Here is a 24,072-nt window from a genome sequence, read left to right as displayed (position 1 = left end):
GGGAGTCCGGCGCCGGTCCTGCCGCCGCCTGCGGGGAGCACGGTGCAACTCCTGCCCCAGCAGCCCGCGGAGAGTCCGGCGCAGGTGCCGGCAGCTGCGCCGGCACAGGCCGCGGCGCAAGCTCCCACGCAGGTTCAGCCGCAGCAACTCCCGCAGAGCCCCGGCCCGATGCCGGCGCTGAGCCCCGTACAGAACCCCGCACCGATCCCGGGGCAGGCTTCCGCGCAGGTTCTGCCGTACAAGGCCCCCGAGGGTCCCGCGGAGGTCCTGGGGCAGAGTTCCGCGCGGGTTCTGCCGCACGACCTCCAGCAGAGTCCCGGGCAGGTTCCGGGGCAGGCTCCTGCGCGGGTTCTGCCGCACGATCCTCCGGAGGGTCCCGCGGAGGTCCTGCGGCAGAACCCTGCTCAGGTTCTGCCGCACACCCCCGTGCAAAGCCCCGCGCCGCTCCCGCCGCAGCTCCCCGCGGAGTTCCTGCCGCGCAGCCCCTCGGAGAGCCCAGCGCAAACCCCCGTGCGGAACCCTGTGCCGACTCCGTCGACTCCGCCGCCGACGCCGGTGTCTCCTCCGCCGATGCCTGCGCACAGTCCCGCGCAAAGCCCCGCACTGGGCGCAGTCCCAAGCCCCGCCCAGAGCCTCCCGCCAGGCCCCACGCAGCGTCCTGCCCAGCCCTCGACGCAGGCCCTCGTCCAGCTCTCCGCTCAGGCCTCCCCCCAAGCCCAAGCCCCCGCCCAGGCCTCCCCCCAAGCCCCAGCCCCCACCCAAGCCTTCGCCCAGGCCCCCGCCCAGGCCCCCACCCAGGCCCTCGTCCGGCCCTCCGCCCAAGCCCCCGCCCAAGCCCCCGCCCAAGCCTTCGCCCAACTCGCCGCCCAGCCCCCGTCCCAACCCCCCGCCCCCAACGACCCCCACGCCGCCATCGCCACCGCCGTCGAGTCAGGTCGGCACGGTGAGGCCGAGGCGTTGGCCGCGCACTATGAGCAGGTTGCTCTGCGTGCCCATGGTCTTGCGTCCGAGGAGGCTCTGCACTGGATCGAGGTGCGGGCCGATCTGGCGATGCTGGTGGGGGACCCGGTGCGTAGTTGCCGTACCTGGCTGACGGTCGCCTCGGCCCGGCTGTCCGCCGGGCAGACCGCGGACGCGCCGGCGGTGGAGGCCGCGGTGGACCGGGCCCACCACCAGTGGGGGCAGATCAAGGACGCCGCCCCCGCGCGCGAACTCGGCCCCGTGCTCGCCGAGCTACGGGGCCGAGTGCCGGGACGGCGGCAGGGCGCTCTGGAGAACGTCCTCCGGCAACTTCAGCAGTTGCAGACGCAGAGCTGAGCTGCTCAGCCCGCGGCGTCGTCCTGCCGTGTCACTTGGTGAAGGTGAAGTACTTCCAGCCGCCGTACGTCGTCGCGTTGACGTTGTCGCCCGACGTCGTGTCGATGTACGAGGAGCGGATCCGGAAGCGGACGCCCGTGGGCGGGGTGTCGTCCAGTTGGACGGAGTCCTTGCCGTAGCGGTCCAGGGCGAAGTACTCGCTGGCCGTCGTGTGCCAGGCCCCGCTGTAGTACTGCTGGATCTGGAACTGGTACTTGCGACCCGGGTACATCGTCATGGTCGTGTTGAGGATCGGGTCCTTGGTCTGGCGGAAGTAGTAGTACTTCGCGTTCCAGGCCGTGGCCGTCTTGTAGGAGCCGCTCAGCGAGGTCGAGACCGCCACCTTGGTGTAGACGGTGTTGGTCGTCGTCTTCGCCGCGTACCGCGTGTCGCCCGTGAACTTCGCACTGATCTTGGTGTCCCGGGTCAGGCGGACGCTCGCGGTGAGGTTGCCGCCGGCGTCGACCGTCCCCTTCTTCACCAGCGCGTTCGGCTTGTCGGAGCCGTACGGGTCCGCCCAGATCTCCACCGTGCGGTTCTTGTACGTCGTGCCGAGGTGCGCGGTGAAGGTGACGGTGCTGTTGTAGCCGTACACCTTGAGGTTGTTGTTCAGCGTCAACGTGGTCGCCGTCTTGGTGACCGTCACCGCGTGGGACGCCGTCGCGGGCGCGTGGTCCGGGTCGCCCGCGTAGGTCGCCGTGTACGTCACCTTGCCGCCGGCCGGCGGCGTGTCCGTGAAGGAGTACGAGCCGTCCGCGGTGACGGTCGCGGTGCCGAGGGCCTTGCCGCTCGGGGACTCGTCGTCGGTGCGGGTGACCGAGACCGTGGTGCCGGTAGGGAAGGGCGCCGACGAGGTCAGCGAGCCGGTCACCGTCAGCGGCTTGGCGCGGGTCGCCGTGGCGGGGGCGTTCGCCGTGAGGGTGGTGGGCGCCTTCATCGGGGCGTCGAAGATGCGCAGTGAGTACGCGTCGCTGTCGTTCTTCGAGATCGCGAACAGTCTGCTCTCGTCCGGCGCCCACGCCAGGCCCCTGGCCGCGAGCGTGTCCGAGCCGCTGCTGGTACCCGTGTTGGGGAAGTCGTACTGCCTCGCAGGGGTCGAAACGCCCTGCTTGAAGACGTGTACGTCCGGGTCGTACCAGGAGCTGGTGCCCGCCGCCACGTCGCCGTTCGGGGCGATGTCCACCGCGTTCGGGTAGGTGTTGGTGACGTACTTGCCGTCCGAGGTGAGGTCGGAGAGCTTGTAGAGCGGCTGGTAGTACGGGGCTCCGCTGGCCGTGATCACGTCCTTGCCGTCCGGCGTGACCGCCAGGTCGGCGAGGTTGCCGCCGCCGGTGTTGCCCGGGTCGAAGGCGTACGCGGTACGGCTCGCGGTGCCCGAGACGACGTCGTACACGGCGAGTTCGACGGGGCTCTGGCCGGGCGCGCCCGCGACCAGCGTCCCCGGGGCCCCCACGGAGGCGTCCAGGATCGGGGCGTCGTAGAAGGTGCGGTCGGTGTCCTGGCCGAGGGTGACGACGGGGTCGGTGCCGCTGATGTCGAGCGAGCCGATGTTGCCGTCGCCGCCGGAGCCGTAGCTGAACCAGAGCTTGCCGCCGGTGAGGGCGACGTACTCGGGGCCGGCCGTGCCGGTGGAGTAGCGGTGGGCCTCCGTCGCGGTGGCCGTGTCGATGGCGACGACCGCGTCGGCGTCCGCGACGGCCGCGTAGAGGGTGCCCGAGTCGGGCGACAGCTCCAGGCCGTGGACGCCGGGCAGGGCGCCGACGGTGCCGACGAGCTTGCCCGCGTAGTCGGTGACGACGACCTGGCCGGCGGTCGGGTCGCTGATGAAGACCCGCTGGTGCACCCCGTCGACCACGATGTCGCCGGTCGACTTCAGGGAAAGGGTGGTGCTGGAGTCGGCTGCCGCCGACCCGGCGCCGGTCGAGACCAGGGCGACCGAGCTGAAGAGGACCGCGAGTGCCGTCGCGGCCGGAAGAGTGCGTCTGTGCACGGTTGTTTCGAACCCCCCGGAACGAAAGAGGCGATGGGGCGGGCGCGGCCTGCTGAGTTGGAAGGGGGCGCGCGTACCGCCGTAAGCGATCGCAGGCTAGATCATCGCGCTGACAGCCGGGTTAAGCCGGGCGTAAGAGGCCGGTGTGAAGGAGGTCCGCATGGGCACGGGGAAGCCCCCGGCGGGACTGGGGGGAGTGTCCCCGCCGGGGGCTGGCTCGGTGTCGGCGGTGCGTCAGAACGCGGGGGGTCGCGCTAGAACGCGGGGATCGCGCTCTTGGCCGCCGAGTTGGCCTCACGGGCCTTGTTGATGTCGCTCTGGAGGCGTGGTTCGGTCTCTCTGCCGGACGTCCGGCGGGCCTCGGGCCGGGAAATCCGGCGGGACTGAACCGAGCCTGCGCGGTGGAAAGTTGATTGGCACCCCATCTGATCAGGGCAATCAATTCTCTCGGCGTGAGCCTGTGCGTCAGAACGACGTGTTCGGGTTGAACGAGGAGATGGCGGACGGCTTCGCTTTCTGCAGGCCGTTCTTGAAGTGGTTGCCGAAGTCCTGGAGGGGGAAGTTGGCGCCGGTGGCGCCCTGGCCCGCGTCGACGCCCGACCAGTCGAAGTTCCACAGAGTGTTGAAGGCCTTCGGGTATGCGGTCTTCATCTTGTCGATGGAGATCAGGTCGGGCGCGTCCCACTGCTTGATGTCCCACGCCTCCGGAACCTCGCCCGCACGGGCAATGTCATCCCCGACCTCGTCGTCGCACCCGAAGGCAGCTTCGATGACGAGAAGCAGTGGCACGCCACTCTGCCCGTCCTGCTTGTCGCCGAAGTAGCCTCCCCCGGCACCGCCGATCGTGATCGCGAGAAGAAGATCCGCGGCTATGCCCGAGCAGGTATCCCCGTCTACCTGCTGATCGACCGCGAGGAAGCGGAGATCACCGTCTACTCAGAGCCGTCGGGCGACGAATACGCGCGATCCCCCAAGCACAAGATCGGCCTCACCGTCCCGCTGCCCGCCCCCTTCGGCTTCGAGCTGGACACCACGAAGTTCTGAGCACAATCGGTGTTTTGAACATGAAGCGCCGCCGCCCTCGCCGGTCCCGCGTTCGCCGCCAGAATCAACGTCGCCACGGCGACCACGGCGGCGGCGACGCATCGGGTGTAGCGCTCTGTGGTGCTGGTGCGTTCCTGCACGGCGACCTCGCAACAGCCATGGGTTAACCACGTTTAATTCGCGGTTTAACCTAGGGGCTGTTGGGCTCGAACGGCAAGGGGCGCAGGGCGAGTTGGGGGGAGTCGAGGGATGTCGGACCGTGACGATCCGGGGACGATCGGGCGAAGAGTTCAGCAGCTGCGGGCCGATCGCGGGCTGACACAGCGGCAGTTGGCGGAGCCGGCGTACACCCCCGCGTACATCTCCACCCTGGAGGCCGGCCGCGTGCGCGCCTCCGACGACGCGCTGCGGCACATCGCCGAGCGGCTCGGGGTCGCCTTCGAGGAACTCGCCACCGGGCGCCCCGCACATCTCGTCACCGACCTGCGCCTGAGGCTGACCGAGGCGCAGCGCGCCCTCGCCACCGGTGACGCCGAGACGGCGGCCGAGCGGTACGCCGCGCTGCTCGCGGAGGCCGAGGCGCACGGGTTCGTCGAGGAGCAGGCGGTCGCGCTGCTCGGGCTCGGCGAGTGCGGAATCGACATCGGTGAACTCACCTCCGCCCGGCGCCACTTCGAGCGCGCCGAGCGGGTTCTTGCCGAGGCAGACGCCCCGCTCCCCGCCCGCGTCCCGGCCCTGCGCGGGCGCGCCGTCTCCCACTACCTCGCCGGAGAACTCCGCTACGCCGTCTACCTCCTCGAATCCACCCTCGACGAGCTGAACCGCGGCGGACTGCACGACCCCGACGCCCTTCTGCTGCTCTACGCCAGCGTCATCGGCCCCTACATGGACATGGGCGCCCACGCCCGCGCCGCCCAGGCCGCCGAGTACGCCCTCGCGCTCGCCCCGAAGGCGGCCGACCCCGCCCTGGTCGCCCGTATGCACCGCTCCGTCGCCCGCACCCTCCTCGCCGAGGGCCGGGTCGCCGAGGCCGACGCCTCCCTCGCCAAGGCCGCCGAGCTGTACCGCCAGCTCCAGATCCGTACCGAACTCGCCAACTGCCACTGGATGCGCGGCTACGTCCACGCCCAGAACGGCGAACTGGAGCGCGCCGAGGCCGAACTGCGCGAGGCCCGGACCATGCTCACCGCCCAGCGCGCCGCCCTCTACACCAGCCAGGTCGCCGTCGAACTCGCCGACGTACTGCACCGGCGCGGCAAGTCCGAGGAGGCCGCCGCCCTCCTCCACGAGGTGCTCAGCGACCTCAGCCCCGAGCGCGGCGCCCTGCACTCCGCCGCCGCCCACCGCCTCCTCGGCATCATCGCCGAGGACGCCCACGACACGGAGACCGCCGAGGAGCACTACGTCCGCGCCCTGAGCCTGTTGGAACGCGCGGGCGCGGCGGGTGACCTCGCCGACCTGTGCCGCCTGCTCGGCGACCTGCTCCGCCGCACCGGCCGGGTGGAGGCGGCCCTGGACGCGTACCGCACGGGCCTGGGCCACCGCACGGCGCCGGGCACCACCACCCTCGGCCCGGCACCCGCACAGCCCCCTCTGTGAGGAACCCAAGGCTGCGCACAGGTCCCACCGGTTAGCCTGCGCGGAGGCCTCAGGAGAGGTCCGGACAGGTGGGGACAGGCGCGTGGAGAACCAGCGGACCGTGGCCGACGGGCTGCGTGTCGTCGTACGCGCGCTCGTGTACGCCGTGCTCGGCGGCGCCGCGCTCCTCGCCATCGCCACGGTCGCCTCGGTCCTCGGCCCGATGCTCGCGCTCGACCTCTACACCCCGCCCGTCGCCGCCTGGTGGACCGTCTTCACGGCGATCGCGGTGCAGGGCGTGCCCTTCCTGCTGCTCGGCACGGTCGTCTCGGCGGCGATCGGGGCCTTCGTACCGGAGAAGGTCTTCAGCCGGCTGCTGCCCCGCAACCAGGCCCTCGCCGTACCCGTCGCGGGTGCGGCCGGTGTCATCCTGCCCGGCTGCGAGTGCGCCTCCGTGCCCGTGGCCGGAAGTCTGATGCGGCGCGGTGTCGCGCCCGCTGCCGCCCTCGCCTTCCTCCTCTCCGCCCCCGCCATCAACCCGGTCGTCCTCGTCGCCACGTCCGTCGCCTTCCCCGGCCAGCCGCAGATGGTGCTCGGCCGGCTGATCGCCTCGCTGGCCACCGCCGTGGTGATGGGCTGGCTGTGGGCCCGGTTCGGCCGCGAGGAGTGGCTGCGGATGCCGAAACGGCACACTGGTCCCGCCGCCTCCGGCCTGCGCGCCTTCACCGCCGGGCTCCAGCACGACTTCCTGCACGCCGGCGGCTTCCTCGTCCTCGGCGCGGCAGCCGCGGCGACCTTCAACATCGCCGTACCCCGCTCGGTCCTGGACCTCTTCACCGGCTCGCCCTGGCTGTCGGTGCTGCTCCTGGCGCTGCTGGCGGTCGTCCTGTGCGTGTGCAGCGAGGCGGACGCGTTCGTCGCCGCCTCACTGAGCGGGTTCTCGCCGACCGCGCGGCTGGCGTTCATGGTGGTCGGCCCGATGGTCGACCTGAAGCTGTTCGCCCTCCAGGCCGGAACCTTCGGACGGTCCTTCGCCGTCCGGTTCTCCGCCGTCACCTGGGTGGTGGCCGTGCTGAGCAGCGTGCTGGTGGGGTGGTGGCTGCTGTGAGGCGCTACGGGCCGACGGTGCTGCTGCTCCTGACGGGCGCGGCGATCCTGCGGATCTCGCTCTTCAGCGAGCTGTACCTGCGGTACGTGCAGGCGGGACTACGGCCATACCTGGTCGTGTCCGGGTTCCTGCTGGTGCTGCTGGCGGTGGCCGCGGCGGTCGTCGGGCGACCGGAACAGGAACCGCACGCCGAGCAGGGCCAGCACACAGAGCACGGCGAACACGCCGGCCGCGATCAGCAACGCGAGCACGGCGAGCACGACGAGTCCGGCGACGATTCCCACGCCCACGATCAGCACGGCGGCCACCATAGCCCCCGCGTCGCCTGGCTCCTCACCCTCCCCGCCCTCGCGCTCCTGCTCTTCCCGCCGCCCGCCCTCGGCTCCTACAGCGCCGAGCGCGACGCGGCGCAGCAGGCGGCGCAAGGCGTCGGGACCTTCCCCGCGCTGCCGTCCGGGAACCCGGTGGAGCTGACGCCGGCCGAGTTCAGCTCCCGGGCGATCTACGACAGCGGACGGTCGCTGGCGGGCCGCACGGTCCGGCTGACCGGCTTCGTCACCCGCGACGGCGACGGCACCTGGTACGTCACCCGCCTCCTCGTCGCCTGCTGCGCCGCCGACGCCACCACCAGCAAGGTCGAGATCCGGGGTGCGGACGCCCCGCCCGTCGACGCCTGGGTCACCGTCACCGGCACCTGGCACCCCAAGGGCAAGCTCGGCACGGACGGCGCCTGGCCGCCCGTCCTGGACGCCGCGTCGGTGCGGCGGATCGCGCAGCCGTCGAACCCGTACGAGAAACGCTGAGAGCCGGGGAACGGGCCACCGCCGGGGCGTGCGACGGGTTTCGCGGGGCGGGCCACGGGTAGTCGGGCGTCGTCCAGGACGGGTGGTGAAGTGGCCGCCGAGGCGCCTTGGACCAGGTTGGACCCAGCAGGCCGCGCTCGAATGAGGAGGCTGCCGTGCGGCCCAGAGACGAGCATCGAGGTGAGTGGGGCCGGGAACGCGCCGGTGCCGCGGACGCGATCGCCGAGGGCGTACGCGACGTGGGGCCCGGCGATATCCCGGCGCGGCTGTGCGATGTGGCCGTACGACTGCTGCCCGTGACCGGCGCGAGCGTGTCGCTGCACACCGACGGCATGCCGGTCCAACTGGGCGCGAGCAATGCGCAGGCGGCGTATGTGACCGAGATCCAGGCCACTTTGGGCGACGGTCCCTGCCAGTCCGCGGCGGCGAGCGGTGCCGCGGTGCTGGCCTGCGATCTGACGGCCGGGCGGGACGTGCTGCGCTGGCCGGTCTTCGCCCAGCAGGCCACGGCCGCCGGGGTGCGGGCGGTGTACTCGATGCCGCTCGGCAACGACTCGGTGTGCGTGGGCACGCTCGACCTCTACAGCGACACCCCCGGTGACCTCACCGACCACGAACTGCGGACGGCGCGGCTGATGGCCGGGATGATGACCGTGGCGCTGATGGCGCTGTCGCGCGCGGAGGACACGGGCGGCCCGGACGACGAGCTCTGGCTGAGCGGCCTGGCCACCGAACAGGACCAGGTCTACCAGGCCACCGGCATGATCATGGCCCAGCTGGGCGTCGGCACGGACGAGGCCCTGGCCCGCCTGCGCGCCCACGCCTTCGCCCACGGCCGTACGGCACTGGACGTGGCCGGGGACGTGGTGGGCCACCGGCTGCGGTTCGACCGGGACTAGGCCGTCGGCGCCGGGCCCGCCTAGGATCGTCGACCATGGTGGAAAAAGTGGGCCACTCCCCGAATGCCGACGACCCTCGCATGGCCGAGGTCGTGGAGCTGGTGCGGAAGGGCAAGAAGATCCGGGCGATCAAGCTGTACCGGCAGATCACCGGCGCGGGCTTCGAGGAGGCCTCGGAGGCGGTCGAGCGCATCGGCTAGCGCTGGGCGTCGGTGGGCCGTGCGGCTCGCTCAGATGTCCGCCCGGCCCCGCTTCCTGGCCTCCGTCAGCCGGCGGGTGCCCAGTTCGATGGCCGCCCAGGTGGCGTCGGACGACACCTCGGCGAGGCCGCCGTTGGTGAGGGTGATGGCGTCGTCGCCCACCCGGACGGCGGCGACGTGCAGCGTGAGCGTGGGCGCGTCGTCGGACTCGGAGACCGCGCTGAGGACGATCCGCAGACCCACCCGGGCGTCCCCGACCTCCGGCATGTCGGCCTCGCTCACCTCGACGGCCATCGTCCCGCTGCCCGCGGTCGCGACGAACTCCCCGCACTTTTCCGGCATGCTGCCCAGCCACGCCAACGTCCGGTCCAGGTCGTCGGGCCGATGGGCCACGACCTGGTAGCGCAGCTGGGCCCCGTCCCAGGTGTCGTCCAGCCCGACCGACGCGCGCGTACGGGCGTCGGGCCCGAACAACTCCTCCGCGTACAGGACGTCGAGCAGCCGCCCGCAGTCGGCGGACTCGGCGCTCGCCTTGAGCATGGAGTCCCGCCAGGTGGCGAACCCCATGGTGGGCACCCAGGGTTCGCCGAGGTCGGTCTCGCTGATGAGGGCGGCCCGGGCCTGGGCCTCGGTGAGGGTGGGGGCCGCCGCGGGGGTCGGGGACGCGGTGTCGGTCTCCGCCGGGGAGACCGCCTCGGGGAATCCCTTGATCGCCTTGTCCAGGCCACCGACGGAACACGCGGACGCGGACAGCAGCGCGGCCACCGAGAGGGCCGAGGCGATGACGGTGCGGGCCGGGGGACGGGGCATCGCGAGCCTCCTGTGCGGGCGTCGAGGGTGCGCTCAAGATCGGGTACGTGTTCTTAAGGCACCACCGCAGCCGTACGACCACCAGCGCGCCGGGCCGTCCGGGTGACGGCGCCGACGCGGCAGCGGGGTCTTCTCCTGCTCCTTCGGGTCCGGGTTCCCGCTCCTTCGGGTCCCGGTTCCTGTTACTTCGGGTCCCGGTCGAACAGCGACCTGGACCAGAAGTAGCCGAGCGCGGCCAGGGCCAGGCACCAGGTCACGGCGAGCCAGCCGTTGTGGCCGATCTCGCTGCCCAGCAGGAGTCCGCGCAGGGTCTCGATGGCCGGGGTGAACGGCTGGTACTCGGCGATCGGCCGGAACCAGCCCGGCATCGCGTCGACCGGGACGAAGGCGCTGGAGAGGAGCGGCAGGATCATCAGCGGCAGCGCGTTGTTGCCGGCCGCCTCGGCGTTCGGGCTGGACAGGCCCATTCCGACCGCGATCCAGGTGAGCGCCAGGGAGACGAGCGTCAGCAGCCCGACGGCGAGGATCCACTCCAGGGCCGTGGCGTCCGCGGACCTGAAGCCGATGGCCACGGCGACGGCCCCGACGAGGAGCACGCTCATCACGCACTGGAGCACGCTCCCTACGACGTGCCCGATGAGCACCGACCCGCGGTGGATCGCCATGGTGCGGAAGCGGGCGATGATGCCCTCGGTCATGTCCATCGCGACGGACACCGCGCTGCCGATGGTGGTGCCGCCGATGGTCAGCATCAGGATGCCCGGGAAGAGATACGCGAGGTACTCGGACCGGTCCGCCCCGCCGCCCCCGATGCCCGCGCTCATCACGTCGCCGAAGATGTAGACGAAGAGCAGCAGCAGGATGACCGGCGTGAGCAGCAGGTTGAGGGTGAGGGACGGGTAGCGGCGCACGTGCAGCAGGTTGCGGCGCAGCATCGTGGCCGAGTCGCGCACGGTGAGGGAGATCCGGGTCGGGCGGGCGGGGGCCACGGGGGTGCTCATCGGGTGTTCTCCTTGGGCTGGTTGGGGACCTTGCCGCCGCCGGTCAGGGCGAAGAACACGTCGTCGAGGTCGGGTGTGTGCACGGTCAGTTCGTCCGCCTCGACGCCGGCCGCGTCCAGCCAGTCGAGGATGGAGCGCAGTTCGCGCTGGCTGCCGTCGCTGGGCATCTGCAGCGCCAGCGCCTCGTCGTCCCGCGTGACCTCGCGCAGCGCGGCGGCGGCGGAGCGGTACGCGGACGGGTCGGAGAAGCGGATCCGTACGTGCCCGCCGGGGACCAGCCGCTTCAGCTCGTCGGCGCTTCCCTCGGCGGCGATCCTGCCGTCGTTCAACACGGCGATACGGTCGGCGAGTTCGTCGGCCTCCTCCAGGTACTGCGTGGTGAGGAAGACGGTGACGCCGTCGGAGACGAGCTCGCGGATGATGCCCCACATGTTGTGGCGGCTGCGCGGGTCGAGGCCGGTGGTCGGCTCGTCGAGGAAGATGATCCGCGGGGAGCCGACCAGGGTCATGGCGATGTCGAGGCGGCGCTTCATACCGCCGGAGTAGCTCTGGGCGGGCTTCTTCGCGGCCTCGACGAGGTCGAAGCGCTCCAGCAACTCGGCGGTGACCCGCCGCCCCTCCCGCTTGGACAGGTGGTGCAGGTCCGCCATGAGGAGCATGTTCTCCTCGCCGGTGATCAGCCCGTCGACGGCGGAGAACTGCCCGGTGACGCCGATCGCGGCCCGCACCCCGTCCGGTGACGTGGCGACGTCGTGGCCCGCGACCTGGGCCTGCCCGCCGTCGGCCGAGATGAGCGTGGACAGGATCTTCACGGCGGTGGTCTTCCCGGCACCGTTCGGCCCGAGCAGGGCGAAGACCGACCCGGCCGGGATGTGCAGATCGATGCTGTCGAGGACGGTCTTGTCGCCGTACGACTTGCGCAGACCGACGGTGGAGACGGCGGCCGGCGACGCGTGACCGTCCGCCCGACTGGACGTGGGCATGACAGATGAAGGCATGGGCCCTCCCGTTCGAAGGGTGGTGAAGTGGCAGGTGGGGTGGAGGTGAAGTGGCAGGTGGGGTGGGTGAGTCGAGGACCGTGACCGCGAGGTAGGTCAGGCCTTGGCGCGACGGATGTCGATGTTGCCCCAGTTGGTGCGCGCACGGACCTTGACGGTGTTCTCGGTCTGCTCCGGCGCCTCGGACTCGGTGAGCATGTTGCGCACCTGCCCGCGGTTGGAGCTGACGTCGAGCCAGGCGGCGGTGCCCTCGCGGATGCCGATCTCGATGACGCCGTTGGAGGTCTCCAACTGGACTTCGCCGCCGACGACTTCGGCGAGCCGCAGGTAGCCGTGGGTCGCGGTGCCGGTGACCGACGTCTCGGCGCGGGCGATGTCGATGCCGCCGTTGGCGCCGCTCAGCCGCAGCTCGCCGGTCACGGTGCCGACGGTCGTGGTGCCGTGCGAGTTCTTCAGGATGGCGGGGCCGTCGATGGTGCCGACGCGCACGTTGCCGCTGCTGCTGGTGATCTCGGCCAGGCCCTCGACCCGGTCCACGGTGATCGAGCCGTGCGCCGCGGTCAGGTTCACCGGGCCGGTCGTGTCGAGGCGGATGTCGCCGACCGAGGTCTTCACACGCACCTCGCCGAGCCGGCCCTCGCCGAGCACCTGGGCCCAGGCGCCGGTCATGTCGACGTGCGAGCCCGCGGGCAGTTCGACGGTCACGTCGACGACGCCGGTACGGCCGAGGCCGAACAGATTGGCCTTGGGGGTCCTGATGGTCAGTACGCCGCTCACGTACGTGACCTCGATCTGGTCGGCCGCCCGCGCGTCCGGGTCCCTCTTCGGGTCGCGGGGCCGCACCTCCACGACGGTGTCGAGGCGGTCGCCCGCGATGAACTGGAGGGAACCGGCCTCCACTCGCGCGGTGACCGAGATCGCTTCGGGAGTGTCGAAAGAAGGCATGGCTGTCCCGTCCTCTTGAGTCCTTGGGCCGTCCCCGCAGGTGGGACGTGGTGTGGGTGCTGTGCTTGATCTCTTTGGGGTGCGGGCGGGGGCGCGGCTAGCGCACCCAGCCGGTGAAGCTCTGTCCGACGGTCTGGGTCCGCTCCGCCGGTCGCGCTCGCGTGCCTCCGTCGACCGCCGCCGACACGGCCCGCACCAGCCACGCGTTGACCGACAGGCCCTCGCGGCCCGCGGCCTCCTCGGCCCGCGCCTTGAGATGGGCCGGCAGTCGCAGGTTGACGCGGGCGGTGCCGCCCTCGTCGCCCTCGGCCGGGGCCGGGGCCTTGAGTGGTTCGGCGGGCGCGGCCGGCTCCACGGTGGTGCCACCGTCGCGGGGCGGTGGCGTCACCACGAAGTCGGGGTCGATCCCGCGCAGCCGTACGTCGACCGAGCCGGGGGCGAGTTCGCGGGTGATCTCGTCCATCGCGGCGGAGAGCACGTTGAGCATGGTCAGCCGGGTCGCCGACTCCAGGGGAGCGGTGAGCCTCTCGGCCAGCTCGCGGGCCTCCTCGCCACCGGCTTCGGCGGCCACCGCGAGTTCGCGGCGGAGGGTGTCGACATACGGGGTGAGGTCCATGGCGCCATCATGGCATCACATTGGCGCCATGTGCAAGCCCGAGATATGGGGCCGGGTGGCGCCGGTTGGCGTCATGTGGTGCCATGCGGTGCCACGCCGTCTACGTCGGTCGTGTAACAGCCGCCGATGAACGGCTGCAACACGACGGCCGAAACACCGAGAGGTACCCCTCATAGCTTCTGAGCACCGGCCGATGAACAACACATCGGTACCAACGAAGCCCGGAGCCAGCAGCCATGAATCGCACCGCGTCCACCAAGACCCCCAAGCTCTCCCGCAAGAAGGCCGTCCTGGCGACCGGCCTCGCCGCCTCCGCCCTGCTGGGGGTGTTCGTCACCACGCATGCGGCGGACGCGGCAGGCACCGCCGAGAAGCCTGCCCACGCCACCGCCACCCCGCGCGTCTTCAACTACCCGGGGGAGGAGCACACCCCGAACCCGGCGGTGCGGCGTCCCGCGAAGCTGACCCTCTCGGAGTTCACCGGCATCGAGAACGTGCACTGGAAGAAGTGGGGGGCCGAGAAGGCCGTCGGCACCGCCAAGGTCACCGGCATGTGGTGCCTGGACACCTGCCTCGACAAGCCGCTGGACGGAGTCGTCACGCTCTCCGACCCCAAGACGGTGCACGGCAAGAAGGTGTACACCATGTTCACGCTGAAGCTGTCCGGTAAGCCCGGAAAGTACGATGCCGAGGACCTCCAGGGCAAGCACGCGCTGTTCACCGGCTGAGCGCCGCCGCTAGCCGCCCACGTACGCAAGGATCCCCTGCTGATGCGCAAGCCCACGGCAGTTGTGGCCGCCTTCACGCTGGCAGCGGTGTCGGCCGTGGGCGCCGCCGGATGCGGCGGTCCCGAGCAGCCCAAGGTCCAGGGTCCCGCGCCCACCGCCAGCCCGGCGCACGGCCCGGTCTACGCCTCCGACTCCATGGGGCGTCCGCTGAGCCGTCCCACGGCCTTCGGCGCCAGCGAGTTCGCCGGGGTCATCCACCTGAAGTGGCGGAACTGGGGGCAGCCGAAGGCGGTGGGAACGGGCGAGCTGAGCGCCTCGTGGTGTGGCGACAAGTGCGGGCCCGCCACCATCGAGCTGACCCGCCTGGTGCACCAGGAGAACGTCTCGTACTACTCCCGCGCCACCATCCGAGCCCCGCAGAGCGACCCCGAGTACGCCGCCGAGCTGCGCTCGATCCACCTGCCCGTCCCCGAACCCTAGGCAGAAAGCCGCAACCGATGACCGATGTGCTGCTCGTCGAGGACGACGCCCTGCTGCGTGAGGCGACCCAACTCTCCCTGGAGCGCTACGGCTACGAGGTCCGTACGGCCAGGGACGGGCTCGCGGGACTGGCCGAGTTCCAGCTCAGGGCACCGGACGTCGCCCTGCTCGACGTGATGCTGCCGCACCTCGACGGCGTCAGCCTGGTGCGCCGGATCCGGGAGTCCAGCCGCGTTCCCGTCCTGATGATCTCCGCGCGGACCGACCCCGTGGACGTCGTCCTCGGCCTGGAGGCCGGCGCCGACGACTACCTCACCAAGCCGTACGACATGCCCGTCCTCGTAGCCCGCATCCGCTCGGCCCTGCGCCGCGCCGCCGACTTCAGCGGCCCCGGGCAGGCGGTCGTGCAGGAACCGGCGCTCACATTCGGCGACCTCACCATGGACATCGCCTCCATGGAGGTCCGCCGCGACGGCCGGCTGCTCGAACTCACCCCCACCGAGCGCAAGTTGATGCTGGAGTTCGCCGACCGGCCCGGCATCGTGCTGTCCCGCGCCACCCTGCTGGAGCGGGTGTGGGACTACGCGTGGGGCGGCGACAGCCGAGTCGTCGACGTCCACGTCCAGCGGCTGCGCGCGAAGATCGGCCGCGACCGGATCCAGACCGTGCGCGGCTTCGGCTACAAACTGGTGACCGGGCCGACACCGCCCGGTCGGTCATGATCGCCATGGGACTCAGAACCAAGACCGCCCTGGTCATCGCCACCATCGCCGCGGTCGTCGCCGCGCTCATCGGCTTCCTGGTGCACCAGCGCACCGCCGCCGACCAGCGCAAGGACGCGGCGTCGGCGGCCGACGCGCGGCTGGTGGAGGCGCTGGACGACCGTATCGCCGGCATCGAGACGAACGCACTGGTCAACCCGCGCGCCCTGCCGACGGTCCTGCGCGAGACGGTCACCGACCGGCCGGTGCGCGCGACCTACCTCCAGGAAGGCGCCCCCAGCGGCCCGGTGATGTGGGCCGCCGCCCGCAGTGGCGCGGACATCATCGCCGTACGACGTTCCTACGCACCGCAGGCGCAGGCCCTCAAGGACCTGGACGAGGTACTGCTCAGCGCGGGGGCCGCAGCCGTCACCCTCGGCTGCGGGCTGGGCATCGCCGTGGCCGCCGCCGCGGGCCGCCGCATCGGCGCCTCCGCCCGCACCGCCCAGCGCATCGCCCACGGCGACCTCACGGCACGCGTGACGCCCAAGGGCAAGGACGAGATCGCCGAACTGGCGGACGCGGTCAACACCATGGCCGACGCGTTGAGCCTCCGGCTGGAGGCGGAACGGCGGGTGACCGCCGACATCGCCCACGAACTGCGTACGCCGGTCGCGGGTTTGGTGACGGCCGTCGGTCTCCTGCCCCCGGGGCGGGCGACCGAGCTGGTCAGCGGGGGTGTGGACCAGCTACGCCGACTCGTGGAGGACGTACTGGAAGTGGCCCGCCTCGACGTCCCCGGTGTCGAGCGGGCCCAGCGCGAGGAGGTCTCTTTGGCCGACCTCGCGCGGCGGGCGGCGGCTGCGACGGGCCGGGACGTGGAGGTGCGGGTGCGCGAGGACGAGATCGTGGAGACCGACCCGCGTCGCGTCGAGCGGATCCTGGCGAACCTGATCGCCAATGCCTATCGGCACGGGGCACCGCCGGTGGCGCTGGAGGTCGACGGGGCCGCGGTACGTGTCTCCGACCGGGGCCCCGGCTTCCCTGCCGACCTCCTGGCAGAGGGCCCGCAGCGCTTCCGCACGGGGGCGCGGGAGCGGGGTACGGGGATCGGGCTGGGCCTGACCATCGTCATGGGCCAGGCCCAGGTGCTGGGTGCGCGGGTTACGTACGAGAACCTGCCTGAGGGCGGTGCTCAGGCCACGCTCGACCTGCCGACGTAGCCGATGAAGGCGGCGTAGGCCTTCGGCGAGAGGGTGAGCGTGCCGAGCTCGGGGTTCTTGGAGTCGCGGACGGCTAGGCAAGGGGTGAGGTCGGCGACCTCGACGCATTCGCCGCCGCTGCTGCCGCTGTAGGACGACTTACGCCACGTCAGCTCCATAGCGTTCCTCCATCACCCGCGCGATCAGTGTCGCCGATGCCTTCGGGGAGAGAGTCTCGGCCTGAAGGCGAGCGTAACCAACCGAACGCTCCCTGATCACTGGTGGATTGGCCGTCATGTGCCCCTGGTCGTAGCTCTCGCTGTAGAACAGGTCGGGGTGATCATCGAAGCGCAGGAGAGTGAAGGAGCCCATCACCCCGGAGTGCTGTCCGACGGAGAACGGCAGCACCTGGATGTGCACCGACTGATTGTCCAGAAAGCTCAACAGGTGGGCGAGTTGCTCGCGCATGACCTCCCGGCCGCCGATCCCCGAGCTTGTCGGTGTGTTCCACCTCCATCACTGCCCGCGCGTACGCCTTCGTCGTCGGCACTTTGAGCGCCGTCTCGAACTGGCCGACCAGCGACCCCGTGCAGAAGAGGAGCGAGCCCATCTGCTTCAACGTCAGCCCGGCCTCCTCCCGCTTTCTCCGCAGGCCGAAGCCGAAGTAGTCCAACGGAGAAGCCGTGGGATCGAGTTGGCGGATGTGAACCAAGGCGTGCCACCCCCAGGCAGGTTGACGGTACGCGTCGTTGCGACCGTGATGTCGCTGGGCGTAACCGCGCACCTCCGTATCGGTGAGGTGAATCGTGAAAATCGATCGCGCACCCACCGCACCCGCAGTTACCGTGGCTCCATGAAGCGCGCCAATCCGTCTCTCACGACGACGCCGGACCCCGTCCCGGCGCGCTGACAGCTGAGCGAAAGAACCAAGCCCCGGGCGAGTGCCCCGGGGCTTTGTCGTGGGTGCTCGTCCGTTTACCCGGAGGAGCAGCCATGCACGACCACCGCCGCCTCGGCCGTGAACTCGACCTCTTCGACACCGACCCCCTGATGGGCGCGGGCCTGCCGTACTGGCTGCCCGACGGGGCCGTGGTCCGCCACGTACTGGAGGAGTACATCCGCGAGGCCGAACGCGAGGCCGGCTACCGCCATGTGTACTCACCCGTGCTCGGCAAACGCGACCTGTACGAGCTCTCCGGCCACTGGTCCCACTACAGCGACGACATGTTCCCGCCCATGGAGTTGGGTGCCGACCAACTCGTCCTGCGCCCCAGCCTCTGCCCCCACCACGCCCTCATCTACCGCTCCCGCTCCCACAGCTACCGCGAACTCCCCTTCCGCATGGCCGAGTTGGGCGGGATGTACCGCTCCGAACTGTCCGGCGTCCTCGGCGGCCTCACCCGCGTCCGGGCCATTCACCTCAACGACGCCCACATCTTCTGCACCCTGGACCAGGCCGTGGAGGAGGCCCGCGCCGCCCTTCAGCTCATCGCCCGCGCCTACGCCGACCTCGGCATCGAGGCCGTCCGCCACCGCCTCTCCCTCCCCAGCGGGGTCGGCGGCGGCAAGTACGTCGCCGACCCCGCGCTCTGGCAGCGGGCCACCGCCCTCCTCCGCGAGGTCCTCGACGGCTCGGGCATCCCCTACGAAGCAGCCGAAGGCGAGGCGGCCTTCTACGGCCCCAAGATCGACGTCCAGATCGCCGACCCGGCAGGCCGCGAGGCGACCCTCTCCACCGTCCAGATCGACTTCCACCAGCCCGAACGCTTCGACCTGCACTACATCGGCCCCGACGGCGCCAAGCACCGCCCGGTCATGGTGCACCGCAGCATCATCGGCAGCGTGGAGCGAGCCGTCGCCCACCTGATCGAGCAGCACGGCGGCGCCTTCCCTGCCTGGCTGGCCCCCGTGCAGCTGCTGATCCTCCCCGTGTCGGACGCGGACGCCCAGGTCGAACGGGCGGAGAAGCTGCTGCGCCGGGCCCTCGACCAGGGCCTGCGCGCCGAACTCGCCGGCCCCGAGCACGGCACCCTGGGCGCCCGCGTCCGCGCGGCCCGCCTCGTGCCGTACCAGGCGGTCATCGGGGAGCGGGAGGCGGCGGCGGACGACGACCTGGTGGCCGTACGACTGCGGGACGGGCGGCGGCCGGGGGCGGTACCCGGCGCGGAACTGGTCGCCCGGATCGCCGCCCGCGTCGCGGCACGCGGCTCCGAACTGTGGGACGGGGGTCCCCTCACCGGACGGCCTGCGTAGGGTCGCTCTAGTAGGAGCCCACCCGGAGTCCCCCTGGAACCCCTCCCCCCCCACAAGGAGCCTCGCCGTGACGAACGACGGTCAGCCCATCCCGGTGATCATCGACTGCGACACCGGCGTCGACGACGCCCTGGCGCTGCTGTTCGCCGTACGCCACCCGGGGCTGGACCTGCGCGCGGTGACCTGCGTGGCCGGGAACACGGACGTGGACGGCGTCGTACGCAACACCCTGACCGTGCTGGAGCAGGCCGGCGCCCCCGACATCCCGGTCGCCCGGGGCGCCGCACTGCCGCTGATCGAGCCCGCCCGCTCGGCGCGGCACGTGCACGGCGAGGACGGCATGGGCGACATCGGCCTGCCCGCCCCGACGCGCACCCCGGCCGACGTGGACGCGGTGACGCTGCTGCGCCGGGAGATCCTCGCCTCGCCGAGGCCGGTGACGCTGATCCCCACCGCGCCCCTCACCAACATCGCCCTGCTGCTGCGCACCCACCCGGAGGTGACCCGCAACATCGAGCGGATCGTCTTCATGGGCGGCGCGGTGGCCTGCGGAAACGCCACGCCGGTCGCGGAGTTCAACGTGTGGCACGACCCGGAGGCGGCGGCGATCCTGCTCACCGCCGGGGTGCCGATCACCATGTACGGCCTGGACGTCTTCCAGCGGGTCGTCGTCCCCGGCGCGGACGTACGGCGCCTGCGCACGAGCACGGAACCCGGTGCCCGCCTCGCCGGCGAGCTGCTCTCCCACCGCCCGGCGACGCCGGACGTCGGCGCCGACGGCGAGGCCGGCGGCATCGGCGACGCGGGCGCGGTCTGCGCGGTCGTCGATCCGGCGGGCATCAGCACCCGCCTCCTCCCCGTGGAGGTCTCCCTCGCACCGGGTCCGACGCGCGGGCAGACGATCGTCGACCGGCGTCCCCGCCCCGGCGAGTCCGAAATCCATGCCGGGGTCCACGCCGGCACCCGCGAACAGGCTTTGGTGGACGTGGCTTTGGACGTGGACGTGGAGCGTTTTGTGAAGCTGTACCTGGCGACGGTTCTCGATTAAAAGGTTGCCAATTAAATTGAATGGGCACACGGCTTTTACGTGTCCCATGCGGCGCCTACAGCATGCGAACACAGTTTCTGGCCAAGTGGCTTAAAGCTGTGTTACGTTCTCTCCGCGTCGAACACCCGCCCTGACCAGCGGTGTTGAGGCGCAAGGACCCGTAATCCAGCACCCGTGGATTTGGCCTTTCCGGCCGTCTATGGGGCTTTTTTCGGTGTGTCCGCAGAGAAGTAATCGGGGGAAGAAGTCCGGGGGGACCCTTTTCGGTTTCCACGCCTGTTCAGGTCGCCCGCACGGGCTTCCTCCCCTTGCGATTGAACGCAAGGGAGATTCTACATGACCCGCAATACATTGCGTATGGCGGCGGTTTCCGCTATGGCCGCGGTGACGCTCGGCGCCGGTGCCGGTCTGGCGCAGGCCTCGGAGGCCACCCACGCCCGTACGGCGTCGGCCACCGAGGTGAGCCTGTCCGCGGCTCAGGCCCGCACGTTTCTCGCCAGCCCGACCGTCAAGGCCGAACTGAGCGCGAAGGACACGCAGTCGGTGCGTGCCGTGGCCGACGGCAAGGCGACCAAGGCCCAGAACCGCGGTGCCGCCAGCAGCGCCGTCAAGGCCTTGTACAACCTGATGAAGCGGCACGGCGGCAAGCTCTGGGACGACGCGGTCAAGGCCGCCAAGTCGGGCTGGGGCAAGTTCCGTGGCTACATGAACGGCCTGCCCTGGTACCACCCGGTCCGGATCGCCTGGGTCGCCGCCGGCGGTGAAGTGCAGTACGCGCTGTGGAGCTACATCAACAGCCTGTTCTAGAAGTTGAGGTGGTGTCCGGGTGTCGGCCGGAAAAGGCCGGCGCCCGGGCGCCCCGCCCAAGAGCGAGGAATATCCCATGGCCTCCACCACCGAAATGTCCTCCGCCCTCAAGAATCTGTGGGCCTCGCCGTTCTGCTTCATCACGGCGGCGTTCATCGCGTTCCACGTGGTCGGGAACAAAGACGCGGGCTGGGCTCTGATGGCCGCCGGCCTCATCGGGCCGGTTGTCGCCCTCGTCTGGGGCGCTGCCCGGCGCGAACGGCCCGACTCGTTCGTGATCGTTCCGATGGGAGCGATGGTGCTGTTCACCGTGCTCTTCGCCATCAACAAGGGCTTCCCCTGGTCCTGACGTTTCGTCAGGGGCAGGTTCGTTCGTATGTCAGATCCGCGCACGGAGGAACACGCTGTGCCGAAAGGCGAAGTACTTGCCGAAGCACGAGACCTGAGACGCTCGTTCGGCAGCAGAACGGTTCTCGACGACGTGTCGCTGACCCTGCGCTCCGGCGAGGTCACCGGCTTCGTCGGCGCCAACGGCGCGGGCAAGACCACCACCATCCGCCTGATGCTGGGCCTCGCCCACGGCGAGGGCACCACCCACTTCCTCGGCCGCCCGCTGCACGCCTGGGGCTCCCCGGGAACGGTCGTGGGCGCGGTCCTCGGCGGCATCGCCGGCCACCCCAAGCACCGGGTGCGGGACCATCTGCGGATGGTGGCCGCCGGGTGCGGAGCGACGGACCGGCGCGTCGACGACATGCTGGAACTCGTGGGCCTCACGCAGGCCGCCCAGTTGCGGCTGTCCCAGCTCTCCCTGGGCATGGCCCAGCGCGTGGGCATCGCGCAGGCGCTGCTCGGCGATCCGCCGGTGCTCATCCTTGACGAGCCCGCGAACGGCCTCGACCCGCACGCGATCCGCTGGCTGCGGGAGTTCCTGCGGGACCAGGCCGCGCAGGGCAGGGCCGTCATGGTGTCCAGCCATCTGCTGGGCGAGATGGAGCAGCTCGCGGACCGCGTGGTCGTGCTGTCGCGCGGCCGGGTCGTGGCCGCCTCGCCGATCGCGGAGCTGCTGTCCCGGGCGGGCAGCCGGAGCGTGGTGACCGTGCAGACGCCGGACCTGCCGAAGCTCACGCGGCTGGTCGAGGAGCAGGGCGGGCGGCTGAGCCCGGCGGGCGGACCGAGCGCGCACGTCACCGGGCTGGACCGGATCCGGGTCGCCACCCTCGCGGCCGACGGCGGCGTACCACTGCACTGGCTGTCCGAGGACATGCCTTCGCTGGAGGACTTCTACCTGTCCATCGCGGAAGAGGAGTTCAGGATCTCGTGACCGCTGACGTGACTCACACCCCGGCGGCCGACAGTGGTCCGCCGCCGTCTCCTGCCACGCCGACTTCCACCCCGAGGACGGTTCCCGCCGGTGAGGCGTTGCGCAACGCGTGCCGGTACGAGTGGCGGCATCTCACCGCGCTGCGGTCCACCTGGGTGCTGCTCTCCGTGGTCGCCGCGCTGAGCCTGCTCACCGGCCCGGGGATGCTGTTCGACCTGGACAGGACGCGTCCGATGAGCGCGGCGGCGATGGCCGACCTGCTGGCGTGGGCGCCGATGACGACCCAGGTCCCCATGCTGTGCTTCCTCGTGCTGATCCTCGGCACGGGGCCCGTCTCCACCGACCTGGTGCGGGGCGCGGCACGCACGACGTGGCTCGCCGTCAACGGCCGGCGGACCGCGTACGCGGCGAAGAGCGTCGTCGGGTTCCTTGTCGGCGCCGGGGTGGCGGCGACGAGTGCGCTGGTGGGCGGGGTGTCGGCGGCGGTCGTCCTCGCCGTGTCGGGCGCGCCGCAGCCCGAGTGGGGTGCGGTTCTGCTGCCGATGCTGCGGTTCGTGCTGTGGATGGGCTGCTGGGCGCTGGTGTGCATGGCGCTGGTGGCGCTGATGCGGAGCAGGACCGTGCCGGTGGTGGTGCTGTGCCTGTGGCCCGTGCTGGGCGAGCGGCTGGCCGGGCTGCTGCTGGGGTACGTGCCCGGGCTGGGCGGCGTGAGCGACTGGCTGCCGTTCTCGGTCGGGCGGGCGATGCTCACCGACGTATCGGCGTTTGAGGGCGATGAGCGAGCGTTCGTGGAAGCGATGGTCGGGTCGGATCTGTCGACGCCGGTGGCCCTGGTGGTCTACCTGCTCTACACGGCGGCGCTGTCGGCGGCGGGCTACTGGGCGTACTCGCGCCGGGAGGCCCCGACGGGCTGAGGTGCGACCGTCTGAGGCGCGACCGTGCGGAACGGAAAGGGGCCCGGGGATTCAACCCGGGCCCCTTCACGTGCTGTCGATCGGGACGTGCTGTCGATCCGGACGTGCTGTCGGTCAGGAACGCGTCGCCGCGCGCCGCCGCTTCGACGCCACGACGAACGCCGCGCCGCCCGCCACCAGCACCACCGCGCCGATCGCGATCGGGCCGGTCGCGCTGCTGCCGCCGGTCTGGGCGAGGTCGCCGCCGCCGTTCGGGGACGGGGCCGGGGCGGACGTCGACTCCGAGGGCTCCGGGATCGGGGTCTCGGTGGACGGCGTCTCCGAGGCCGGCGGCGTCGTCTCCTCCGCCGGGGTCGACGGCTCGTCGGTCGCGGGCTCGGAAGGCTCCGCGGGCGGCGTGGTCGGCGGCTCCTCGGTGGCCGGGGGCTCCGTCGTGCAGTCCTTCGTGCCGCCGTTCCAGGCCGCGATCAGCTTGTCCTTGATGACCGGACGGTCCGGGCCCTTGGGCAGGTCGCCGTGCTCGAAGCCGTCGCTGGCCTCGAGCTTGCCGTCGAACTTCACCGCACCCCGGTACAGGTCGATCTGCGCGAAGCAGCCCGCGTCCGGGACGGCGATGTCGAGGGTGTCGGTCTGGCCGGGCTTGACCGTGACCGTGTCGAAGTCCACGAAGACCTGCTCGCCGGAGGTGGCGAACGTCGGCCCGTGGGCCAGGTAGGACGCGAGCGAGGCGGTGCACGTCGTGGCGTCGGCGGCGGCGCGGACGGAGACGTGGACCTTGCCGTCGTCGGTGACCTTCAGGTTCTGGTCGTCGACCTTGACGGAGTCGTAGAAGTTCGTGCCGTCGAGCGAGAACTGGCAGCGGTCGGTGGCCGTCTCCGTGCCGGCGCCGGTGCCGGGCCGGTAGGTGCCGCCGGACTTCCAGCCGTCACCGCCGTGCGTGCCGTGGGCCCAGGCGCCGGAGGCGGAGGCAACGGTGGCAGCGCAGAGGACGAGCGACGCGGCGCCCGTCCCCAGCAGGCGTCGCGCCATGACACGTCTCGCTATGGACATGCGTATCCCATCGTGGGGTGAGTGGTCGACGAAGAATCGACGAAGAAGAAGCACAGACTCACTGGGCTCATTGGTCACATGCGCCACAGCGGTGAGCACATCGTCCGGCGACGGAAGAACGCTGTCAACCTGCGGGAACGCAAGGGAAGTTCAAAGAGTAATCACAATTCCATCACACGGGGAATGATCTTCTCTGCTGCTCATGGTGTTCGCTTTTCCG

The 24,072-nt window shown here is 71.1% G+C and carries 26 protein-coding genes and 1 pseudogene; 17 read left to right on the top strand and 10 right to left on the bottom strand.

Annotation, left to right across the window (positions count from 1 at the left end; genetic code table 11):
- Window positions 1-570 precede the first annotated feature (570 nt).
- Window positions 571-1,317 (top strand): hypothetical protein, encoded by a 747-nt coding sequence (locus BLU79_RS50035; protein WP_371131907.1) that lies wholly within the window; start codon window positions 571-573, stop codon window positions 1,315-1,317.
- Between the two features lie 31 nt (window positions 1,318-1,348).
- Here the strand turns inward: BLU79_RS50035 and BLU79_RS21940 are convergent, their stop codons facing one another.
- Window positions 1,349-3,346: an Ig-like domain-containing protein gene (locus BLU79_RS21940; RefSeq protein ID WP_093907548.1), complete on the bottom strand. Its 1,998-nt coding sequence runs from the start codon at window positions 3,344-3,346 to the stop codon at window positions 1,349-1,351.
- A 465-nt stretch (window positions 3,347-3,811) separates the two neighbouring features.
- Window positions 3,812-4,135, bottom strand: coding sequence for a hypothetical protein (locus tag BLU79_RS49170; RefSeq protein ID WP_256333435.1), 324 nt, complete (start codon window positions 4,133-4,135; stop codon window positions 3,812-3,814).
- Here BLU79_RS49170 and BLU79_RS21935 point away from each other — a divergent pair.
- From BLU79_RS21935 to BLU79_RS48315, 6 genes are all read left to right on the top strand, one after another.
- Window positions 4,031-4,390, top strand: a complete 360-nt coding sequence (locus tag BLU79_RS21935; RefSeq protein ID WP_256333429.1) for a Uma2 family endonuclease — start codon at window positions 4,031-4,033, stop codon at window positions 4,388-4,390. The genes BLU79_RS49170 and BLU79_RS21935 overlap by 105 nt on opposite strands.
- Window positions 4,391-4,639: 249 nt before the next feature.
- Window positions 4,640-5,989, top strand: a complete 1,350-nt coding sequence (locus tag BLU79_RS21925) for a helix-turn-helix domain-containing protein (protein WP_093907545.1) — start codon at window positions 4,640-4,642, stop codon at window positions 5,987-5,989.
- A gap of 82 nt (window positions 5,990-6,071) precedes the next feature.
- A complete protein-coding gene (locus BLU79_RS21920) occupies window positions 6,072-7,076 on the top strand; it encodes a permease (RefSeq protein ID WP_093907544.1) in 1,005 nt (334 codons plus the stop codon).
- Window positions 7,073-7,879: a TIGR03943 family putative permease subunit gene (locus BLU79_RS21915; RefSeq protein ID WP_093907543.1), complete on the top strand. Its 807-nt coding sequence runs from the start codon at window positions 7,073-7,075 to the stop codon at window positions 7,877-7,879. The genes BLU79_RS21920 and BLU79_RS21915 overlap by 4 nt, the downstream gene beginning before the upstream one ends.
- Window positions 7,880-8,034: 155 nt before the next feature.
- Window positions 8,035-8,778, top strand: coding sequence for a GAF and ANTAR domain-containing protein (locus BLU79_RS21910; protein ID WP_093907542.1), 744 nt, complete (start codon window positions 8,035-8,037; stop codon window positions 8,776-8,778).
- Between the two features lie 35 nt (window positions 8,779-8,813).
- The gene (locus tag BLU79_RS48315; protein ID WP_177001126.1) at window positions 8,814-8,978 is read left to right on the top strand and encodes a hypothetical protein; all 165 of its coding nucleotides are present in this window, start codon (window positions 8,814-8,816) and stop codon (window positions 8,976-8,978) included.
- 30 nt (window positions 8,979-9,008) lie between these two features.
- On the opposite strand, the gene BLU79_RS21905 is transcribed toward BLU79_RS48315, so the two are convergent.
- The 5 genes from BLU79_RS21905 to BLU79_RS21885 form a co-directional block, all read right to left on the bottom strand.
- Window positions 9,009-9,788 carry a hypothetical protein gene (locus tag BLU79_RS21905; protein ID WP_093907541.1) on the bottom strand — a complete coding sequence of 260 codons (780 nt, stop codon included), beginning with the start codon at window positions 9,786-9,788 and terminating at the stop codon, window positions 9,009-9,011.
- Between the two features lie 182 nt (window positions 9,789-9,970).
- Complete coding sequence (locus BLU79_RS21900) at window positions 9,971-10,789, bottom strand: ABC transporter permease (protein ID WP_093907540.1); 819 nt, start codon at window positions 10,787-10,789, stop codon at window positions 9,971-9,973.
- A complete protein-coding gene (locus BLU79_RS21895) occupies window positions 10,786-11,772 on the bottom strand; it encodes an ATP-binding cassette domain-containing protein (protein ID WP_093907539.1) in 987 nt (328 codons plus the stop codon). The genes BLU79_RS21900 and BLU79_RS21895 overlap by 4 nt, the downstream gene beginning before the upstream one ends.
- 111 nt (window positions 11,773-11,883) lie before the next feature.
- Window positions 11,884-12,732 (bottom strand): DUF4097 family beta strand repeat-containing protein, encoded by an 849-nt coding sequence (locus tag BLU79_RS21890; RefSeq protein ID WP_093907538.1) that lies wholly within the window; start codon window positions 12,730-12,732, stop codon window positions 11,884-11,886.
- A 97-nt stretch (window positions 12,733-12,829) separates the two neighbouring features.
- Window positions 12,830-13,348 (bottom strand): hypothetical protein, encoded by a 519-nt coding sequence (locus BLU79_RS21885; protein ID WP_093907537.1) that lies wholly within the window; start codon window positions 13,346-13,348, stop codon window positions 12,830-12,832.
- Window positions 13,349-13,584: 236 nt separating this feature from the next.
- Between BLU79_RS21885 and BLU79_RS21880 the strand changes: the two genes are divergently transcribed.
- Genes BLU79_RS21880 through BLU79_RS21865 form a run of 4 tightly spaced genes read left to right on the top strand, consistent with a single transcriptional unit; the run spans window position 13,585 to window position 16,480 of the window.
- Complete coding sequence (locus BLU79_RS21880) at window positions 13,585-14,076, top strand: hypothetical protein (RefSeq protein WP_093907536.1); 492 nt, start codon at window positions 13,585-13,587, stop codon at window positions 14,074-14,076.
- A gap of 42 nt (window positions 14,077-14,118) precedes the next feature.
- Window positions 14,119-14,556, top strand: coding sequence for a hypothetical protein (locus tag BLU79_RS21875; protein ID WP_093907535.1), 438 nt, complete (start codon window positions 14,119-14,121; stop codon window positions 14,554-14,556).
- A gap of 17 nt (window positions 14,557-14,573) precedes the next feature.
- Entirely contained in the window at window positions 14,574-15,278 is a 705-nt protein-coding gene (cseB, locus tag BLU79_RS21870) for a two-component system response regulator CseB (protein WP_093907534.1), read from the top strand.
- Between the two features lie 5 nt (window positions 15,279-15,283).
- Window positions 15,284-16,480: a sensor histidine kinase gene (locus BLU79_RS21865; protein WP_093907533.1), complete on the top strand. Its 1,197-nt coding sequence runs from the start codon at window positions 15,284-15,286 to the stop codon at window positions 16,478-16,480.
- On the opposite strand, the gene BLU79_RS21860 is transcribed toward BLU79_RS21865, so the two are convergent.
- Both BLU79_RS21860 and BLU79_RS21855 read right to left on the bottom strand, forming a co-directional pair.
- A complete protein-coding gene (locus tag BLU79_RS21860) occupies window positions 16,453-16,638 on the bottom strand; it encodes a DUF397 domain-containing protein (RefSeq protein ID WP_093907532.1) in 186 nt (61 codons plus the stop codon). The two genes, BLU79_RS21865 and BLU79_RS21860, sit on opposite strands and share 28 nt — an antisense overlap.
- Window positions 16,619-17,171: pseudogene (locus tag BLU79_RS21855) on the bottom strand (helix-turn-helix transcriptional regulator). The gene BLU79_RS21860 and the pseudogene BLU79_RS21855 overlap by 20 nt, the downstream one beginning before the upstream one ends.
- Window positions 17,172-17,452: 281 nt before the next feature.
- Here BLU79_RS21855 and thrS point away from each other — a divergent pair.
- From thrS to BLU79_RS21825, 6 genes are all read left to right on the top strand, one after another.
- Window positions 17,453-18,712, top strand: a complete 1,260-nt coding sequence (gene thrS, locus BLU79_RS21850) for a threonine--tRNA ligase (RefSeq protein WP_093907531.1) — start codon at window positions 17,453-17,455, stop codon at window positions 18,710-18,712.
- Window positions 18,713-18,779: 67 nt separating this feature from the next.
- Window positions 18,780-19,760, top strand: coding sequence for a nucleoside hydrolase (locus BLU79_RS21845; protein WP_093907530.1), 981 nt, complete (start codon window positions 18,780-18,782; stop codon window positions 19,758-19,760).
- Window positions 19,761-20,096: 336 nt separating this feature from the next.
- Window positions 20,097-20,567, top strand: coding sequence for a hypothetical protein (locus tag BLU79_RS21840; protein ID WP_143052520.1), 471 nt, complete (start codon window positions 20,097-20,099; stop codon window positions 20,565-20,567).
- A 76-nt stretch (window positions 20,568-20,643) separates the two neighbouring features.
- Window positions 20,644-20,916 carry a hypothetical protein gene (locus tag BLU79_RS21835; protein ID WP_093907528.1) on the top strand — a complete coding sequence of 91 codons (273 nt, stop codon included), beginning with the start codon at window positions 20,644-20,646 and terminating at the stop codon, window positions 20,914-20,916.
- 132 nt (window positions 20,917-21,048) lie between these two features.
- Window positions 21,049-21,888, top strand: a complete 840-nt coding sequence (locus tag BLU79_RS21830; RefSeq protein WP_177001125.1) for an ABC transporter ATP-binding protein — start codon at window positions 21,049-21,051, stop codon at window positions 21,886-21,888.
- A complete protein-coding gene (locus BLU79_RS21825; RefSeq protein WP_143052519.1) occupies window positions 21,885-22,802 on the top strand; it encodes a hypothetical protein in 918 nt (305 codons plus the stop codon). The genes BLU79_RS21830 and BLU79_RS21825 overlap by 4 nt, the downstream gene beginning before the upstream one ends.
- Before the next feature lie 114 nt (window positions 22,803-22,916).
- On the opposite strand, the gene BLU79_RS21820 is transcribed toward BLU79_RS21825, so the two are convergent.
- Window positions 22,917-23,852, bottom strand: a complete 936-nt coding sequence (locus BLU79_RS21820) for an LAETG motif-containing sortase-dependent surface protein (protein ID WP_093907525.1) — start codon at window positions 23,850-23,852, stop codon at window positions 22,917-22,919.
- Between the last annotated feature and the right edge of the window lie 220 nt (window positions 23,853-24,072).

Source organism: Streptomyces sp. cf386 (assembly GCF_900103585.1).
GTDB lineage: Bacteria > Actinomycetota > Actinomycetes > Streptomycetales > Streptomycetaceae > Streptomyces.
Note: the sequence above shows the minus strand (reverse complement) of the source record. Positions and strands in the feature narration are given on the sequence as shown.

Excerpts from the sequence above, each read along its gene's own strand:
- BLU79_RS21925 (WP_093907545.1), top strand. The coding sequence starts at position 4,640 with ATGTCGGACCGTGACGATCCGGGGACGATCGGGCGAAGAGTTCAGCAG.
- BLU79_RS21875 (WP_093907535.1), top strand. The coding sequence starts at position 14,119 with ATGCGCAAGCCCACGGCAGTTGTGGCCGCCTTCACGCTGGCAGCGGTG.
- BLU79_RS21835 (WP_093907528.1), top strand. The coding sequence starts at position 20,644 with ATGGCCTCCACCACCGAAATGTCCTCCGCCCTCAAGAATCTGTGGGCC.
- thrS (WP_093907531.1), top strand. The coding sequence starts at position 17,453 with ATGCACGACCACCGCCGCCTCGGCCGTGAACTCGACCTCTTCGACACC.
- BLU79_RS21880 (WP_093907536.1), top strand. The coding sequence starts at position 13,585 with ATGAATCGCACCGCGTCCACCAAGACCCCCAAGCTCTCCCGCAAGAAG.
- BLU79_RS21820 (WP_093907525.1), bottom strand. The coding sequence starts at position 23,852 with ATGTCCATAGCGAGACGTGTCATGGCGCGACGCCTGCTGGGGACGGGC.
- BLU79_RS21895 (WP_093907539.1), bottom strand. The coding sequence starts at position 11,772 with ATGCCCACGTCCAGTCGGGCGGACGGTCACGCGTCGCCGGCCGCCGTC.
- BLU79_RS48315 (WP_177001126.1), top strand. The coding sequence starts at position 8,814 with ATGGTGGAAAAAGTGGGCCACTCCCCGAATGCCGACGACCCTCGCATG.
- BLU79_RS21890 (WP_093907538.1), bottom strand. The coding sequence starts at position 12,732 with ATGCCTTCTTTCGACACTCCCGAAGCGATCTCGGTCACCGCGCGAGTG.
- cseB (WP_093907534.1), top strand. The coding sequence starts at position 14,574 with ATGACCGATGTGCTGCTCGTCGAGGACGACGCCCTGCTGCGTGAGGCG.
- BLU79_RS21865 (WP_093907533.1), top strand. The coding sequence starts at position 15,284 with ATGGGACTCAGAACCAAGACCGCCCTGGTCATCGCCACCATCGCCGCG.
- BLU79_RS21905 (WP_093907541.1), bottom strand. The coding sequence starts at position 9,788 with ATGCCCCGTCCCCCGGCCCGCACCGTCATCGCCTCGGCCCTCTCGGTG.
- BLU79_RS21840 (WP_143052520.1), top strand. The coding sequence starts at position 20,097 with ATGACCCGCAATACATTGCGTATGGCGGCGGTTTCCGCTATGGCCGCG.
- BLU79_RS21885 (WP_093907537.1), bottom strand. The coding sequence starts at position 13,348 with ATGGACCTCACCCCGTATGTCGACACCCTCCGCCGCGAACTCGCGGTG.
- BLU79_RS50035 (WP_371131907.1), top strand. The coding sequence starts at position 571 with ATGCCTGCGCACAGTCCCGCGCAAAGCCCCGCACTGGGCGCAGTCCCA.
- BLU79_RS21860 (WP_093907532.1), bottom strand. The coding sequence starts at position 16,638 with ATGGAGCTGACGTGGCGTAAGTCGTCCTACAGCGGCAGCAGCGGCGGC.
- BLU79_RS21900 (WP_093907540.1), bottom strand. The coding sequence starts at position 10,789 with ATGAGCACCCCCGTGGCCCCCGCCCGCCCGACCCGGATCTCCCTCACC.